Origin of the sequence: Comamonas sp. Z1 (assembly GCF_008121555.1) — a bacterium.
Taxonomy (GTDB): domain Bacteria; phylum Pseudomonadota; class Gammaproteobacteria; order Burkholderiales; family Burkholderiaceae_C; genus Comamonas; species Comamonas thiooxydans.
The window spans coordinates 342700-359021 of sequence record NZ_VOQT01000001.1; the positions used below are offsets into that span (position 1 = coordinate 342700).

At 56.7% G+C, this 16322-nt stretch carries 16 protein-coding genes and 1 pseudogene; 13 read left to right on the plus strand and 4 right to left on the minus strand.

Features of this window, described 5'->3' with window-relative positions; genetic code table 11:
• Complete coding sequence (locus FSY45_RS01495; RefSeq protein WP_003070120.1) at positions 1 to 465, minus strand: (2Fe-2S)-binding protein; 465 nt, start codon at positions 463 to 465, stop codon at positions 1 to 3.
• Positions 466 to 613: 148 nt separating this feature from the next.
• Here FSY45_RS01495 and FSY45_RS01500 point away from each other — a divergent pair, with 148 nt between their 5' ends.
• On the plus strand, positions 614 to 1552 hold the full coding sequence (locus FSY45_RS01500; RefSeq protein ID WP_046462013.1) for a LysR family transcriptional regulator: 939 nt from the start codon (positions 614 to 616) through the stop codon (positions 1550 to 1552).
• Positions 1553 to 1910: 358 nt separating this feature from the next.
• Here FSY45_RS01500 and FSY45_RS01505 read toward each other — a convergent pair whose 3' ends face one another.
• Both FSY45_RS01505 and cysQ read right to left on the minus strand, forming a co-directional pair.
• The gene (locus tag FSY45_RS01505) at positions 1911 to 2882 is read right to left on the minus strand and encodes a tripartite tricarboxylate transporter substrate binding protein (protein WP_046462012.1); all 972 of its coding nucleotides are present in this window, start codon (positions 2880 to 2882) and stop codon (positions 1911 to 1913) included.
• A gap of 81 nt (positions 2883 to 2963) precedes the next feature.
• Positions 2964 to 3737, minus strand: coding sequence for a 3'(2'),5'-bisphosphate nucleotidase CysQ (gene cysQ, locus FSY45_RS01510; protein WP_034363263.1), 774 nt, complete (start codon positions 3735 to 3737; stop codon positions 2964 to 2966).
• Positions 3738 to 3860: 123 nt separating this feature from the next.
• Between cysQ and FSY45_RS28480 the strand changes: the two are divergent.
• Positions 3861 to 4019, plus strand: a pseudogene (locus FSY45_RS28480) (helix-turn-helix domain-containing protein); the annotation flags it as partial.
• A 54-nt stretch (positions 4020 to 4073) separates the two neighbouring features.
• Here the strand turns inward: FSY45_RS28480 and FSY45_RS28010 are convergent.
• On the minus strand, positions 4074 to 4421 hold the full coding sequence (locus FSY45_RS28010) for a hypothetical protein (protein ID WP_222864854.1): 348 nt from the start codon (positions 4419 to 4421) through the stop codon (positions 4074 to 4076).
• Positions 4422 to 4775: 354 nt separating this feature from the next.
• Here FSY45_RS28010 and cysD point away from each other — a divergent pair, with 354 nt between their 5' ends.
• From cysD to napA, 11 genes are all read left to right on the plus strand, one after another.
• Entirely contained in the window at positions 4776 to 5774 is a 999-nt protein-coding gene (gene cysD, locus FSY45_RS28015; RefSeq protein ID WP_255432014.1) for a sulfate adenylyltransferase subunit CysD, read from the plus strand.
• Positions 5774 to 7687: a sulfate adenylyltransferase subunit CysN gene (gene cysN, locus FSY45_RS01520; protein WP_046462011.1), complete on the plus strand. Its 1914-nt coding sequence runs from the start codon at positions 5774 to 5776 to the stop codon at positions 7685 to 7687. The genes cysD and cysN overlap by 1 nt, the downstream gene beginning before the upstream one ends.
• A gap of 113 nt (positions 7688 to 7800) precedes the next feature.
• Complete coding sequence (locus tag FSY45_RS01525; RefSeq protein WP_148747893.1) at positions 7801 to 8910, plus strand: DUF1214 domain-containing protein; 1110 nt, start codon at positions 7801 to 7803, stop codon at positions 8908 to 8910.
• On the plus strand, positions 8907 to 10094 hold the full coding sequence (locus FSY45_RS01530; protein WP_046462010.1) for a sulfotransferase: 1188 nt from the start codon (positions 8907 to 8909) through the stop codon (positions 10092 to 10094). The genes FSY45_RS01525 and FSY45_RS01530 overlap by 4 nt, the downstream gene beginning before the upstream one ends.
• A gap of 259 nt (positions 10095 to 10353) precedes the next feature.
• Positions 10354 to 10809 (plus strand): nuclear transport factor 2 family protein, encoded by a 456-nt coding sequence (locus tag FSY45_RS01535; RefSeq protein ID WP_003070140.1) that lies wholly within the window; start codon positions 10354 to 10356, stop codon positions 10807 to 10809.
• Positions 10810 to 10822: 13 nt separating this feature from the next.
• Complete coding sequence (locus tag FSY45_RS01540) at positions 10823 to 11302, plus strand: SRPBCC domain-containing protein (protein ID WP_003070142.1); 480 nt, start codon at positions 10823 to 10825, stop codon at positions 11300 to 11302.
• Positions 11303 to 11344: 42 nt separating this feature from the next.
• Positions 11345 to 12139: an SDR family oxidoreductase gene (locus FSY45_RS01545; RefSeq protein WP_046462009.1), complete on the plus strand. Its 795-nt coding sequence runs from the start codon at positions 11345 to 11347 to the stop codon at positions 12137 to 12139.
• 18 nt (positions 12140 to 12157) lie between these two features.
• Positions 12158 to 12622, plus strand: coding sequence for a nuclear transport factor 2 family protein (locus FSY45_RS01550; RefSeq protein WP_003070146.1), 465 nt, complete (start codon positions 12158 to 12160; stop codon positions 12620 to 12622).
• A 750-nt stretch (positions 12623 to 13372) separates the two neighbouring features.
• Positions 13373 to 13534, plus strand: coding sequence for a periplasmic nitrate reductase, NapE protein (gene napE, locus FSY45_RS01555; RefSeq protein ID WP_003070148.1), 162 nt, complete (start codon positions 13373 to 13375; stop codon positions 13532 to 13534).
• A complete protein-coding gene (locus FSY45_RS01560) occupies positions 13527 to 13829 on the plus strand; it encodes a chaperone NapD (protein ID WP_223305786.1) in 303 nt (100 codons plus the stop codon). Before napE ends, FSY45_RS01560 begins: the two co-directional genes overlap by 8 nt.
• Entirely contained in the window at positions 13822 to 16311 is a 2490-nt protein-coding gene (napA, locus tag FSY45_RS01565) for a periplasmic nitrate reductase subunit alpha (RefSeq protein WP_034363267.1), read from the plus strand. The genes FSY45_RS01560 and napA overlap by 8 nt, the downstream gene beginning before the upstream one ends.
• The last annotated feature ends 11 nt before the right edge of the window (positions 16312 to 16322 follow it).

A 16322-nucleotide genomic window follows, 5' to 3' on the forward strand; every position in this document is an offset into this window, starting at 1 on the left:
TTAGGCCGACAGGTTTTTGGCAGCATCGTGGATGGCTGCACGAATGCGTGTATAGGTTCCGCAGCGGCAGATATTGCCCGCCATGGCTGCATCGATATCCGCATCGCTGGGCTGGCGATTGCTTTTGAGCAGCGCGGTCGCACTCATGATTTGCCCACTTTGGCAATAGCCGCATTGCGCCACATCGTTGCGAACCCACGCATCCTCGACAGCCTTGCCCACCTTGTCTGCGGCCTGCGCTTCGATGGTGTCGATTTTTTGCCCTTGCGCCGCCGATATGGGCGTAATGCAAGAACGGATGGCCTGGCCATTCAGATGCACAGTGCATGCCCCGCACATGGCCATGCCGCAACCGAATTTGGTCCCTGTCATACCCAGTGTGTCACGCAGGGTCCAGAGGATGGGCGTTGAAGGATCCACATCAGCCGATGCGGGCTTGCCGTTGAGAGTGAATTTGACAGGCATGGGGGGCTTTCTTGTTTGCTTTTCAACACGGTGACTGCTGCAGGCACCTGGGCAGCGCGTGAAGCAGAGGCAGTGTGCGCCAGGCAATGCAAAAGAAAAAGTCAAGCAGACTATTTAAGTTATTAAGTTTTACTTAAAAATAGAGGACATGAAGCCCGAAATACTCGCCTATCTGGCTGCCTTTGAGCAGGTAGCTCAGCATCGCAGTCTGACCTACGCCGCCCACGCCATCGGGGTCACGCCAGCCGCCCTGTCCCAGACGATCAAGAAGCTGGAAACCCGTCTGGATGTACGCCTGTTCGATCGAACAACGCGCAGCCTCAACCTGACAGAAGCCGGAAGAATCTATCTGGAACGCATTTCCCCGGCTCTCACCAATCTGCGCGAAGCGACCGAGGATCTTCAGCTCCAAGCTGGCGTCGAAGGCGGCACGCTGCGCCTCACCATCTCTCACCCTGCAGGCCAGGTGCTCGTCGAGCCCATGCTCGCCGAGTTCTTTGCACTGCATCCGCACATTCACGTCGAGCTGGTCTATGACGACGGCTTTGTGGACATCGTGCGAGAAGGATTTGACGTCGGCATACGCAATGGCGAGTCGCTGGAGGGCGATATGGTTGCCGTGCCACTCACACAGGATCTGACCATGTGTTTCGGTGCATCTCCTGCTTACCTCAGGACACACGGCACACCCGAGCACCCCGACGAGCTGGAGCAGCACCTATGCATCAACTACCGCATGAGCAGCAGCGGCGCACTCTACAAGTGGGAATTCAATATCGACGGCAAACTGAGCGAGCGCTCCGTGAGCGGGCCACTGACAGTCAACCATAGCGACACGGCCATGCGCGCAGCCCTTGATGGCATTGGCGTGGTTACCGGCTGGCGTGAATCCATGACCGACGCATTCAACACAGGCCAGTTGATTGAAGTGCTGAAACCCTATTGGGCAAGCTTCCCAGGCTTCTATGCTTATTACCCACACCGCACACACCTGCCTCTCAAGACCCGGATATTTCTTGATTTTCTGGTCCAGCATGTGCAGCGCAATGGCTTGTCCGACACAGCCCGCGGGCAAATGAGGCCCTGACCGTGGCTGCTTCTGATGTCTTTCTTGATCAGCCACTTCCCGTCATTTATTCGTTTAAGCCTCATGTCCCATCGCCGGATATTCTTCAAAGGACGGAAATCCCCCTGCCGTAGCTTGGCAACGATGGTTGCTGCTCATGTCCGCATCGCGAGCTACCGTCAACGCCAGGTTTCTGGCCAGCAGGAGACCATGAATGTCAGTTCCAGCCCGATTATTTGCTTGAGGTCCGCCTTCAGGGCTCTGGAACAAGCGCAGCAGACTCCATGCTGCCGTTCAAACTGAGCAAGAGCAGATCCTGCGCGACGATTTCTACATCCAATGATCTAGTTAAGTTTGAGCCCCAAAAGAATTCATGGGGTCAATATAAAAAACCGTCTCTCTCAAAGAAGCTTCGGTAGCTCTGATCTTCAGCTTGCAAAAATGCTTTGAATTGCTTGTAGTCCTTGTATGCAACCTCAAAGCCTGTATTTTCTAGTTGATCCACAAAGCCCGTGTCTTTGATCACGTTGTTGATCTCGGCGGATAGAAATAGAGCCAGTTCGGAGGACGCTCCCTTTGGAAGAAAGATTCCTTGCCAGTATTCAAAGCTGACGCCCTGGAGCCCCTTCTCCTGAAACGTAGGAATATCGGAGAAACGCCTAGACCTGTGGGCCGATGCAATGCCCACTGCGTGCATCTTTTGGCTTTGCAGATGAGGGGCTAGGGGAGCAAGCCCCGCAAAGAGCAGGTCCACTTGATTGCTCATCAGGCTTGCAGTTGCGGAAGCAGCTCCCCCGTATGGAACATGCAATAGCTCCACACCCAGGGCTTTGCCCAAGCTCTCGCCCACCAAATGCTGCAAGCTGCCAATTCCTGAGGATGCGAAACTCAGGCAGCAGGCATTTTTTTGTGCTGCAGCTGCGATATCACTCAGTTGATGTATTGCGGAGTCGCCACGCGTGGCAAGAACAATAGGAGCAGAGGAAATTTTGGCCACCGGCACCATGTCAGCGACTTCGCCCGACCCCTGGCTTCTGGTGTAAACGGGATTGATGAAGATCTCGGCAGGCGACGCCAAGAGCAACGTATTTCCATCAGGCCTGGATTTCGCAACATAGTTCGCGGCAATGGCTCCACCTGCCCCCACTCTGTTTTCCACATAGACGGAACGCTGCAATCGCGCTGAGAGCTGGGTTGCAAACGCGCGCGCCAAGGTATCCATAGCACCGCCGGCTTCGAATCCGACAACGATTTTGACGGGTTGGCGAGACGCAGCCTTGTCGGCACAGGCTGCACTCATCAGCAGCCCGCAAAGCAGGCAAGCTCGAATTAGCGTCGCAGCAAAGTTCATCTATCGTCAAACAGAGAAGTGGTGAGTGCCCGCACTCAGGGCATTCAGTGCGGGGAGGCAATGCTGTGCGAAAGCTTGAAATCAGCGGTAATCTGCCGAACAGGCATAGAAATGAGGATTACTCAAATCTCGCTTGCCGTAGCTCAGAACATCTCCATTGAGCGCATGAATCTGGCCGCCTGCCGCGGCCAGCACCGCATGACCCGCAGCGATATCCCACTCCATGGTGCGCCCCAAGCGTGGATAGAGGTCAGCCTCTCCCTCTGCGATCAGACAAATCTTGAGCGATGAGCCTGCACTTTTGAGTGACCGCACCAAGCGCCCATTGAGAAACTGATCAAGCGCATCGGCATCGCCGTGCGAACGACTGGCCACCACATCAAGGCCATCCTCCGGAATGCTTCTGCATTCGATGGCTTGGCGCTTCCCCTGCACCTCCAGCAATGCGCCAAGTCCCATGGCTCCCGCGTACATGCGATCCAGCGCTGGAGCGAAAACGACACCCAGCACAGGGGTTCCATTTTCGATCAGCGCGATATTGACTGTGAACTCGCCATTGCGGTTGATGAATTCCTTGGTCCCGTCAAGAGGATCAACCAGCCAGAAGCATTGCCCCATCTCAGGCACATATCCCGCTGCAGCCGCCTCCTCGGAGACGACGGGAAACTGCGACTGCAAGGCGCCCAGACGCTCAAGAATCAGGCGCTCGGCCTTTTCGTCGGCTTCAGTCACGGGCGATGCATCCTGCTTGCCCCGTACCTCAAAGTCGCAGCGGTAGATCTTCATGATTAAAGCACCCGCTTCACGGGTGATGGCCATTACGTCTTCAAGCAGTGCGCTTCGAGTCTGAGTCACAAAAATCTCCTGTTTTGTTATTCATGTGGTCCGTTTGGCCTATGCGCCGATCAGAGGACAGGCCGACAGTAAATGCGTCCGGATCTTCGCGAATAAGCGAGTGAATGTTTAACAGGAATGCGCATGGCTGTTGGTAAGAAACTCAGTGTCCAGGAAATCAATCCACTGCGAATTCAAGCCGTGAAATTGCGGCTTGAAGGCAAAACGCTCAAAGAGGTCGGCAAGGCGACCGGCCTGTCCACACCAACCATCATTGCCGCCCACAAAGCCTGGCTGGAAGGGGGATGGAGCGCTGTCCTTGTGCGCGAGCGAGGCCGCAAACCTGGCGAAGGCCGCTCATTGTCGGCCATACAGGAGCAGGACATCTATGTGCAACTGGTCAGCACCCAGCCCGCCGACCATGGCCTGCCGTTTTTGCTGTGGCAGCTGGAAGCCATGCAGCAGCTGATCTTGCAGCGCCAGCAGCTTGACTTGCCCGAGCGTACCAACGCCCAGTACCTGCAGCGCTGGAACCTGAATGCCGACCGTCCTGCAAAGCGCATGAAGCAGGCATCCAGCAATGTGCAGCGCTGGTATGCCACCACTTATCTGGATATTTGCGAGCAAGCAAGAAAAGAGAGCGCCAGCATTGTCTGGATCGATGATTTTGGTGCCCACAACAACTGCCCCGGACGCCTGAGGCATGGCATCTTGCGTGCCGTCAACAACCGCGGCAAGGTGTATTGGCAACCGTATGAAGGCAGCCTGTGCGCTGCACATCTGGAAGATTTTTTTGATCGCCTCAGGTGCTCCAGCGAGGGCAAGATCTTTGCCCTGCTTGCCGCCATGCAGTGGCAACGCGCAGCCACCTTTTCATCGCTTGCCAGCGACAGCCACGACCGGCTGCGCCTGTTTCATCTGCCTGCTGCCACAGAGATGCTCAGCCAGTCGAACGAATTGGCCAGCAGCATCTTGAAGACTGCGCAAGACGTATCGCTGGCGCCGAAGAACACCGCCGTCAGAACCCCAACGCCACCGAAGCTGGACCCTATGGCGAGCATGGCGCAGCAACTTCTAAAACATCAATTCGCGCAAAGATTTGATTTAACGGACTCCTACAGTTGGCAGCACCCAAAACAAAAAACCAAGGAGAAATCTGTGGTGCTGACTCATTTGCAAAGGCTGGAAGCCGAAAGCATTCAGGCCATGCGCGAGGTTGTTGCCGAGGCAGAAAACCCCGTCATGCTCTACTCCATCGGCAAGGACAGTGCGGTCATGCTGCATCTGGCGATGAAGGCCTTCTACCCCGCCAAGCCGCCCTTCCCCTTGCTGCATGTGGACACGACCTGGAAGTTTCAGGACATGTACCGCTTTCGTGATCAGATGGCAGCCAAGCTGGGCATGGACCTGCTGGTCCACATCAACCCAGAAGGTCTTGAAATGGGCATCAGCCCGTTCAAGCATGGCTCGCAAATTCATACCGACGTCATGAAGACCGAGGGCCTGAAGCAAGCTCTCGACAAGTATGGCTTCGACGCCGCCTTTGGTGGCGCGCGCCGCGATGAAGAGAAGTCTCGCGCCAAGGAACGCATCTTTTCCTTCCGCTCGGACCAGCACCGCTGGGATCCCAAGAACCAGCGTCCGGAACTCTGGCATCTGTACAACACACGCAAGAACAAAGGCGAATCAATCCGAGTGTTCCCGCTGTCCAACTGGACCGAGCTGGATATCTGGCAATACATCTATCTCGAAAACATCCCCATCGTTCCACTCTATTTTTCAGCGCCTCGCCCAGTGGTGGAGCGAGACGGCACGCTGCTGATGGTCGATGACGAGCGCATGCCGCTCAAGAGTGGCGAAGTTCCCATGATGCGCAATGTTCGCTTTCGCACCCTGGGCTGCTACCCCCTGACGGGTGCCGTCGAATCCGACGCTAATAGCTTGCCCAAGATCATTCAGGAAATGCTGCTGACCCGTACTTCGGAACGACAGGGCCGGATGATCGACCACGACTCGGCCGCATCCATGGAAAAGAAGAAGCAAGAGGGGTATTTCTGATGTCACATGTATCCGCACTCATCTCTGAAGATATCGAGAAATACCTGAAGGCGCACGAGCAGAAAAGCCTGCTGCGCTTCATCACCTGCGGCAGCGTGGATGACGGCAAGAGCACGCTGATCGGACGCTTGCTGTACGAATCCAAGATGCTGTTTGAGGACCAGATGGAAGCACTGGTCGCGGACTCCAAGAAAGTCGGCACGCAAGGCGGCGAGCTGGACTTCGCGCTGCTCGTCGATGGTCTGGCCGCAGAGCGCGAGCAAGGCATCACCATCGATGTGGCCTACCGCTTCTTCTCGACCGACCAGCGCAAGTTCATCGTGGCCGACACACCCGGCCATGAGCAGTACACCCGCAATATGGTCACTGGTGCCTCCACCGCCGATGTGGCCGTGGTGATGATCGATGCGCGCCGCGGTGTACTGACGCAATCCAGGCGCCATAGCTATCTGGCATCACTGATAGGCATCCGTAAAATCGTGCTGGCCGTCAACAAGATGGACTTGATGGGCTACTCCGAAAAGATCTTTAACGACATCGTGGCCGACTATCGCGAGTTCGCCAAGAAGATCAATCTGGAAGACATCACGGCCATCCCCATGTCGGCCTTGCGTGGTGACAACATCACCGAGCAGAGCGAGCACATGCCCTGGTACCGCGGTACCACACTCATGGGCTATCTGGAGACGGTGGAAATTGACGAAGCACGCCAGCAAAAGCTGCCGTTTCGCATGCCTGTGCAATGGGTCAATCGCCCCAACCTCGACTTCCGCGGCTTTGCGGGCTGCATTGCCAGCGGTCAGGTTCACCCCGGAGACAGCGTCCGCATCCTGCCTAGCGGACGCGTGACCAAGGTTGCGCGCATCGTTACCCAGGATGGAGATCTGCAGCAGGCGGGTGCAGGCCAGTCTGTTACCCTGACCTTGGCCGACGAGGTGGACTGCAGCCGGGGCGATGTGATTGCGATTGCGGATGCACCTTCCGATGTGGCCGATCAGTTCCAGGTCACGCTCATCTGGATGCACGAGCAGCCCATGCTCGGCGGCCGGCCCTATCTGATGAAGATCGGCGGCAAGACGATTCCCGTCACCTTCGCCGCCCCCAAGTACAAGATCAATGTCAACACGCTGGAGCATCTGGCCGCCAAGGAACTGGCGCTCAATGAAATCGGCGTCTGCAATCTGTCCAGCAGCCAGCCTATCGCTTTCGATTCCTATAAGGACAATCGCGAAACTGGCAGCTTCATCCTGATCGATCGCCTGAGCAACGCCACGGTGGGAGCGGGTCTGATCGACTTTTCGCTGCGTCGCTCACAGAACATTCATATGCAGCATGTGAATGTGAACCAGGAAGCGCGTTCCGAACGCCTGCATCAAAAACCTGCCTTGCTATGGTTTACCGGTCTGTCGGGCGCTGGCAAATCCACCATTGCCAATCTGCTCGAAACCCGTTTGCATGCGCGTGGCCGGCATACCTATCTGCTCGACGGCGACAACGTGCGCCACGGCCTCAATCGCGACCTTGGCTTCACCGATGCAGACCGTGTGGAAAACATTCGTCGCGTCGCTGAAGTGGGCAAGCTGTTTGTGGACGCCGGGCTGATTGCCATCACCGCCTTCATCTCGCCATTCCAGGCAGAACGCGAAATGGCGCGCAAGCTGGTGAAGGATGGTGAGTTCCTCGAAGTATTCATCGACACACCGCTTTCCGTTGCCGAAGAGCGTGACCCCAAGGGCCTCTACAAGAAAGTGCGCCGTGGCGAGCTGAAGAACTTTACGGGGATCGACTCACCGTTTGAAGTGCCGGAGTCTCCGGACATTCATATCTCCACCCCCGCGATGACTGCGCAAGAGGCGGTGGACAAGATCATCGCCGAACTGGTGGCCCGCGAAATCATCGCCGCGGAAGACTAAAGCAACTGAATGAACTGTGGCGTTGCCAGCCTTTGCAACGCCCCTCTTTCTTCTTTCACCCACCGCACACAGCCACCACCTGGCAATGCGCGGCACACAAAGAAAGCCAGATCATGGATACCCAAACCATTAATGAGCAACTGCTCAGCGGCGAAACCTGGTCGCAGTTCTGCGATCACCTCAAACGCTGCGGCCAGCAGATTCTGCGTCCCGAAACCCCTGCCGACCCCGCAACGCGGGCAGAAGGCTATCGCTATCTGACCCGACTGCTGCGCATCGCGCTGGAGATGCATGTGGAATTCGCCGACCCGGCGTTTCCCAGCTTCTTCAAGACCTCGCACGAAACCGCCAAGATTGGCGCGGACAACCCGGACAACATCTACGAATACTCACGCCTCAACGGGTCCATGAAATACCGCATTCATGGCAACCGAGGCACGGTTTCGTACCTGAGCTTTTGCACGCAAAAAGGCGGCTATGAAACCGATGGCCGCATGGTTGTCACCGGGTTTATCGACGCCACACAACTCAAGACTGACGAGAACGGTGACTTCGAACTCATCGTCAGCCGTGACCCGCAGCCGGGTAACTGGCTGCCCATGGAGGATGCCTCGGTGTCGCTGCTGGTGCGCCAAACCTTCATGGATCGCAAGAGCGAAGTGCCCGCCAAGCTTGCCATCGAGCGCATTGGCACCACGGACACCCCCGGCCCGCTGGATCCCTTGGTTCTGGCGCAATCGCTGCAGCGCGTAACGTCTTTTGTCGAAAACACGGCGAAGCTATTTGCCGACTGGGCACAAAGCTATCTTCCACATAGCAATCAGTTGCCGCCAGCCGATCAGGCCTACTGCCAGTCCGTGGGCGGTGACCCCAATATTTTCTACTACCACTCGCATTGGGAGCTACGCAAGGACCAGGCCCTGGTCATTCATATCGACAAGGTGCCGGAATGCTCGTTCTGGAATCTGCAGATCAATAACTACTGGCTGGAGTCTCTGGACTACCGCTACCACCAGATCTGCATCAACAAGCACCAGGCGCAATACGACGAAAACGGCGGCGTCACTCTGGTGCTGAGCGAAAAAGACCCCGGCATTGCCAACTGGCTGCAAACCGCCGGCGTACGCCAGGGAACCATGTGCCTGCGCTGGGTTGGCGCCAAGGAGCAGTGCCACCCCACCACCAAAGTGATCTCGATAGACCAGTTGCTGGAGACTGTATGAATGCCCCTGTGACACCCCAAACTCTGCACGTCGAAGAACTGCTGCAAGCAGCATGTGAGCGTGCACCAGGCCTCAACGATTTTGGCAACGACAACTACCGACAAGCGCTGGAAGTTCTGACGCGAGCCCTGAACACCGAAGCCAAGCTATCGGCAACCGGCATTGCCATGATGCGCGAGCGACTCGTGGGCCAGTTGGTCAATCGCCTGCTCATGGAGGACTATCTCCAGCGCTTCCCCGAAATCTCGAAGATCGAGATCGAAGACCCATTGGTCATCGTGGGCCTGCCGCGCACCGGCACCACCATGCTGCAGCGAACACTGGCCGTAGACCCGCGCTTTTACTCTGCTGCCTGGTGGGAGACCCGCTACCCTGCACCATTGACCGGCGAAGGCCCGCAGGACTGCGCCAACCGCATTGCAATGGCCAAGGCGGAAGTAGCGCAGACGATTGAGGCGATTCCCCAGATTCTGTCCATCCACCCCATGAACGCCACGCTGTGCGACGAGGAATTCATGCTCATGGAGCATTCCTTTCTCTGCGCCATGGACGCTTACGCCGATGTGCCCAGCTACACCTCCTGGCTCGATCAGCAGGATCAGCGCCCTGTCTATGTGCAGCTCAAGAAGATGCTCCAGTTTCTTCAATGGCAGAAGCATCAACGTGGCGAAGCGCAGGGCCAACGATGGCTGCTCAAGGCGCCCCAGCATCTGCATACACTAGAAATCCTGCTGTCCGTCTTCCCCAAGGCTCAGGTCATCCTGACCCATCGCGAGCCCGCTCAGACCATCCCATCCATGGCCAGCATGGCGCATACGCTGTGGCAGATCTACAGCGACCAGCCTGACCCTAGCTCGGCAGGCCGGCAGTGGAGCAGCCGCATGGCGCGTGGCATTCATCACACCATGCAGGTCCGCGACCAGCAGGACAGCCGGCGCTTTCTGGATATCCACTTCTCGGACACTGTGGCCAAGCCCATGGAGGTACTGGAGGCTGTCTATCAGTTCGCCAATATGCCATTCACAGATAAAGCCCGTGCCGACGCGCAGCAATGGCTTTCCAGCAATGGCCGTGAAAAACGTGCGAGCCATGACTACAGCCTGGAGACCTTTGGTCTGAGCGAGCAGCAAATGCGAAGCGACTACGCGCTATATCGAGCCAGGCATCTGCAAAGCCAAAGCTAAGAGGTGGCTCCAGGGAAAAATCATGTTCAGTTCGCGGCGCCCCGAGCGACATTCGGCTGACAGCTGGCGCCATTTCCTCATTGGCAGTGCTGATGGCTTCCATGACGCCCAAGGGGATGAAGAACTGTTGCGCCAGCGGCAGCAATACCTGTCCGAATCCGAGGATCTCATCATGGACTTCAGCAACCCGGACTGCATCCTCAGCGCTTTTATCAAGTCGGCACCCAAGACCGGCTCATCACAAAAGGAGACAAAACATATGTTGGACTTAGAAGCCATTGAGCTGATCAAACAGCTCAAGGCGCGCTACTTTCGCGCCATCGATACCTGCAACCTGGAGTTGCTGAGGGGCATGCTGACATCAGACATCAAGCTGGCTTTCAAAAGCCCTGCTTATGAATTCCATCTGGAGGGCATAGACAAGGCGCTGGACTTCTACAAAACCTCCTTCACCAAAACCCGCCTGGCCATGCATAACGGCCACACGCCGGAGATCGAGGTCAAGGGAGACGAAGCTACCGCGCTCTGGTATCTGAACTACGTCTTCATCAACCTCGAAGAGAAAACGCATATGCACGGCGGTGCCATCTATGAAGACCGCTATTTCAAGCGCGATGGCCGCTGGTGGATTGCGGAGACTGGATACAAGACTCTGCTCGAGACCGTTGAGCCGCTGAGCGAGCAGTTGCAGATCACCTCCAAGCCCATCAACTGAAGCGACATCCAAGATGACCAAAGCTGCCAATCTCGTCACCTCCATCAAAGTGGAAATCAATGCACCTGCCAGCGTGGTCTGGGAAGTGCTTGCGGACCTGGAAAACTATCACCTCTGGAATCGCTTCTGCCCCGACATCCGCTGTGGGCTCAAGCTCAATGACTTGGTCGAGATGAAAACCCGCCACCCGCTGACGGGCGAAGTCTGGCCCGTCAACGAGTATCTGGTCGCGTTTGAACCCGAGCAGTTGCTGTCCTGGGAGCAGCGCCCAGTGCCTGAGAACAAGGATGCCGCACGCCGCGATCAATACATAGAGGCAATTGACGCCAACCGCTGCACCTACTTCACCACCGACCAGTTCCTGGGACTGAACGCTGACACGATCATGCGCGAGCATGGTGCCTGGGTAAAGGTCGCCTTTGATCAGGTGGCGGTCGATGTCAAAAACCGCTCAGAGGAACTGCATTTCGCCCGCACCAAGGCTGCATTCTGAAAGACAGCCAATTTCCAAGCCTATAGATCCAAGGAAACCATCATGCTTTTGAAGAACAAAGTCATCATCATCTCTGGCATCGGCCCCGGCATGGGCATCAAGCTAGCCCTGCGCGCGGCGGAATATCAGGCCAAAGCCGTGGTGCTGGCTGCCCGCACGCAGTCCATGCTGGATGAGACAGAGCAAGCCATTCGTGATGCAGGCTACTCCTGCGAAGTCTTCAAAGTCGCCACCGATATCTCCCAGCCCGAGCAATGCCAGCGGCTTGCAGAGCTAACCATCGCCAAGTTCGGCCGCATCGATGCGCTGATCAACTCGGCCTATGCACACGGGACCTGGGGATCTTCGAGCAACTCGTCCATGGATGACTGGCGCAAGGTCATGGAAGTCAATCTGTACGGATCCATGAACATGACCCAGGCCGTGGTGCCGCAGATGAAAAAGCAAAAAGACGGCAGCATTGTGATGATCAATACCATGGCAACGCGCCGCCCCAATCAGCTCGAAGCCGGTTACGCAGTATCCAAAGGCGCGCTCAAGACCGCTGTGCAATATCTGGCAGAAGACCTGGGGCCCTTCGGCATCCGCGTCAACAGCACCTACAACGGCTGGATGTGGGGCGCACCGGTCAAAGGCTATTTCCAGGCGGAAGCCAAGCGCCAGGGCGTTTCTATGGAATCGCTGGTCGATGTGATTGCCCAGCAGATTCCCTTGCGCAACGAGATCCCCGACGATGCCGATTGCGCCTCTGCCGCGCTGTATCTGGCCAGCGACTATGCGCGCGTGGTGACCGGCGCCCAACTGGACGTCAGTGGCGGCCATTACCTGCCTCACTAAACTCCAGCGGGGAACAGCATGCAAACTCTTCTGGATATTGAAGAAATCAAACAGCTCAAGGCGCGCTACTTTCGCGGCATCGACACCTGCAATCTGGAGCTTCTGAAAACCGTTCTGGCCGATGATGTCCATATCCGCTTCGACAGCCCGACTTACCAATATGAGATCAATGGCATTGATGAAGCCATGAACTTCTACCGCAATGCCTTCACTCATCGACGCTTTGGCATGCACAACGGGCATACACCGGAAATCAAGGTCGACGGTGACACGGCCACCGGCATCTGGTACCTCAATGATCTGTTCATCAATCTGGATGAGCAGACCATACTCACCGGCAGTGCGCTATACGAGGACTGCTATACCCGGGTCGCCGGTCAGTGGCGGGTGCAGCGCACGGGCTACAAGCGGCTGCTGGAGATGATTGAGCCTCTGAGCAGTGGTTGCCGCATCACATCGCAACCTATTACGAGCAGCTTATAGGTGACACTGGGATTGCGATTGGACTTTCCCTTAGCAGGTAGACATGCCTGGGGACAGTCCAATGTGAGTTGATGGACGAGCAAGAGCGGAGCTCTGCCCCTAGATCCTTTTGGTCCTATAAAGCGCTTTTGTGGAGCGCTTTTTGGTTCGATGCGCATCGTGCTCGGCACGGTGATGCTTTGAGCTTGCACAAATCCAGGTTGAGCTCGCATGAGCCTCGTTATCGCTTCCTGTCTGGCCGAGAGGAGCGCGTCTTGAATGCCGCGAGGTCCTGCGCTCTCTTGAGCCACCAAATCCACGATCTGCTGCAATCTCTTGTGCAGGACTGGCTTTCTCCCGCTGATTGCCATCCTTGATTACGGCTGCACAATACCCCGATTACCTCTCCATGGAGGTCAAGTGATCCAGTGACGGCCTTCAAGCGAGCAGCAGGCGGCGGCTATCAGTTTCAGGCCAGATTTCACGCCTCAACTTCAATGGGTCAGTGCGAGATTGAGGCGCGAATTCAGTTTGCAGAGGGCTGATCCAAGCCGCGCTTGATTCCGCCGACTATTTAGTCAACGCCCGAGGAATTTACTTTAATGTCAATTGACTTAATGAAATCTTAATGAAGGAATTGATGTAAAGCAACGAATCGAGAAGAGCCTTGTTGCAAGTCAATTTTGTAGGTAATCTCGTGGCAAAGTTCGTTATCGGATCTCTATCGCCAAATCATGGATGCTCAGGCATCCAAGCCAAGGGGGATTGCTAATGACAGAACCTCAGCCTGAATCGACTCGTACCGAGGAGTTGCGCAGCTTCGCATTTCTCGCAGTTGTTATGGCACCTATATTGGCCGTTGTACTGATTGCGTCTTATGGCTTTGCGATCTGGTTTTATCAGATGATCATCGGTGGCCCTCCACATGCATGAAGAATCTGAGCCCATTGAAACTCATACCGACTTGCATATCACCAGCCTGGTTGTGCATGTGCTTCCTCAAGCATTGGCACAAGTAGCTGCTGGCATCGTCACGATCAAAGGCGCCCAAATACATGGAAGTCATCCGGCCGGCAAGTTGGTGGTGACCTTGGAAGCGCCCCATGCAAGGGAAATACTTGATTGCGTGTCTCAGATTGAGCTGCTCGATGGCGTAATCAACGCATCCCTGGTTTATCAGCATGTTGAGAACTGGCAGTCGCTAAACCAAGAGGTAACACATGACTAGCACTAGGCGTGATTTTGTCCGTCAATCTGCAGCCGCAGCCGCAGGGGCCGTTGCAGGCATACCCATAGAAGTTCTGTCCCAGGATGCAGGTGCAATGGCTGCCGACCTGAAGTGGTCCAAGGCGCCATGCCGCTTTTGCGGTACAGGTTGCGGCGTCATGGTGGCCGTCAAGGACAACCGCGTAGTGGCCACCCAGGGTGACCCTGAGGCCGAGGTCAACCGGGGACTGAACTGCGTCAAGGGTTACTTCCTGTCCAAGATCATGTATGGCGGTGATCGTCTGACAAAGCCGTTGCTGCGCATGAAGAATGGTCGCTATGCCAAGGATGGCGAATTCCAGCAGGTTTCCTGGGATACGGCCTTCGACGTCATGGCAGAGCAGTTCAAAAAGACGCTCAAGGCCAAGGGGGCCGACGCGGTGGGCATGTTTGGCTCCGGCCAGTGGACGGTATGGGAGGGCTATGCCGCCTCCAAGTTGTTCAAGGCGGGTTTTCGCACCAACAACATTGATCCCAATGCACGCCACTGCATGGCCTCGGCAGTTGCCGGCTTCATGCGCACCTTTGGCATGGACGAGCCCATGGGTTGCTATGACGACATCGAGGCCGCGACTGCCTTTGTGCTGTGGGGCTCGAACATGGCGGAAATGCATCCGGTGCTGTGGACGCGCGTGACCGACAGGCGCCTGTCCACACCTGGCGTGAAGGTGGCCGTGCTGTCCACCTTCGAGCACCGCTCGTATGAGTTGGCGGACATGTCTCTGACCTTCAAGCCTCAGACCGATCTGGCCATACTCAACTACATCGCCAACCACATCATCACCACGGGCAGGGTCAACAAAGACTTCGTCTCCAAGCACTGCAATTTCAAGCTCGGCAACACCGATATCGGCTACGGGCTGCGTCCCGAGCACCCTCTGCAGAAGGCGGCCAAGAACGCCAAGGATCCCAACGGTGCCAAGTCCATAAACTATGAGGAATACGCCAAGTTCGTATCCACCTATACGCTCGAGTACACAACCAAGCTCACGGGTGTACCGGCCAACCGCCTCAAGGCCCTTGCCGAACTCTATGCAGACCCCAATAGCAAGGTGGTGTCGTTCTGGACCATGGGTTTCAACCAGCACACACGCGGTGTATGGGCCAACAACATGGTCTACAACATTCACTTGCTGCTGGGCAAGATCGCCACACCCGGCAACAGCCCGTTCTCACTAACGGGACAGCCGTCGGCCTGCGGAACGGCGCGTGAGGTGGGCACCTTCTCCCACCGCCTGCCAGCGGACATGGTGGTGACGAACCCAGAGCATCGCAAGACTGCGGAAACCATCTGGAAGCTGCCGGAAGGCACGATTCCCCCCAAGCCCGGCTACCACGCCGTGGAACAAAACCGTGCACTCAAGGACGGCAGGCTCAATGCCTACTGGGTGATGGTCAACAACAATATTCAGGCTGGCGCCAACCTGGCCCAGGAAGGCTATCCGGGCTACCGCAATCCCGACAATTTCGTGGTGGTCTCCGATGTCTATCCCACAGTCACGGCCGTGGCCGCCGATCTGATCTTGCCGTCGGCCATGTGGGTCGAGAAGGAAGGCGCCTATGGCAATGCAGAGCGCCGCACCCACTTTTGGCACCAGCTGGTCAAGGCTCCTGGCGAGGCGCGTTCCGACCTGTGGCAATTGATGGAGTTTTCCAAGCGTTTCAAGGTCGAGGAAGTCTGGCCCGAAGAACTGCTGGCCAAGAAGCCCCAGCTGCGCGGCAAGACCCTGTTCGAGGTGCTGTACCGCAACGGCAACGTGGACAAGTTCCCATTGGCCGACATGGACCCCGCCTATGAAAACGAGGAAGCCAAGGCCTTTGGCTTCTATCCGCAAAAAGGTCTGTTCGAGGAATACGCCTCGTTCGGCCGTGGCCATGGCCACGATCTGGCACCGTTTGACCAGTACCACAAGGTGCGCGGCATGCGCTGGCCCGTGGTCAACGGCAAGGAAACGCTCTGGCGTTACCGCGAAGGCTCGGACCCCTATGTGAAGGCAGGCACGGGCTACCAGTTCTACGGCAATATCGACGGCAAGGCCAACATCTTTGCCTTGCCCTATGAACCACCAGCTGAGGCTCCGGATAAGGATTATCCGTTCTGGCTTTCCACGGGCCGAGTGCTTGAGCACTGGCACTCAGGATCCATGACCCGGCGCGTACCCGAGCTGCATCGTGCCGTGCCTAACGCACTGTGCTACATGCATCCTGATGACGCCAAGGCGCTGGGCGTGCGCCGCGGAAGCGAAGTGGAGCTGTCTTCGCGGCGTGGCTCCATGCGCACGCGCGTCGAGACCCGCGGCCGCAACAAGCCACCGCGCGGATTGGTCTATGTCCCCTGGTTCGACGCCAGCCAGCTGATCAACAAGGTGACGCTGGATGCTACTGACCCGATTTCGTTGCAGACGGACTTCAAGAAGTGCGCTGTGAAGGTCACCAAGGTTTGACGAAAGAGAGG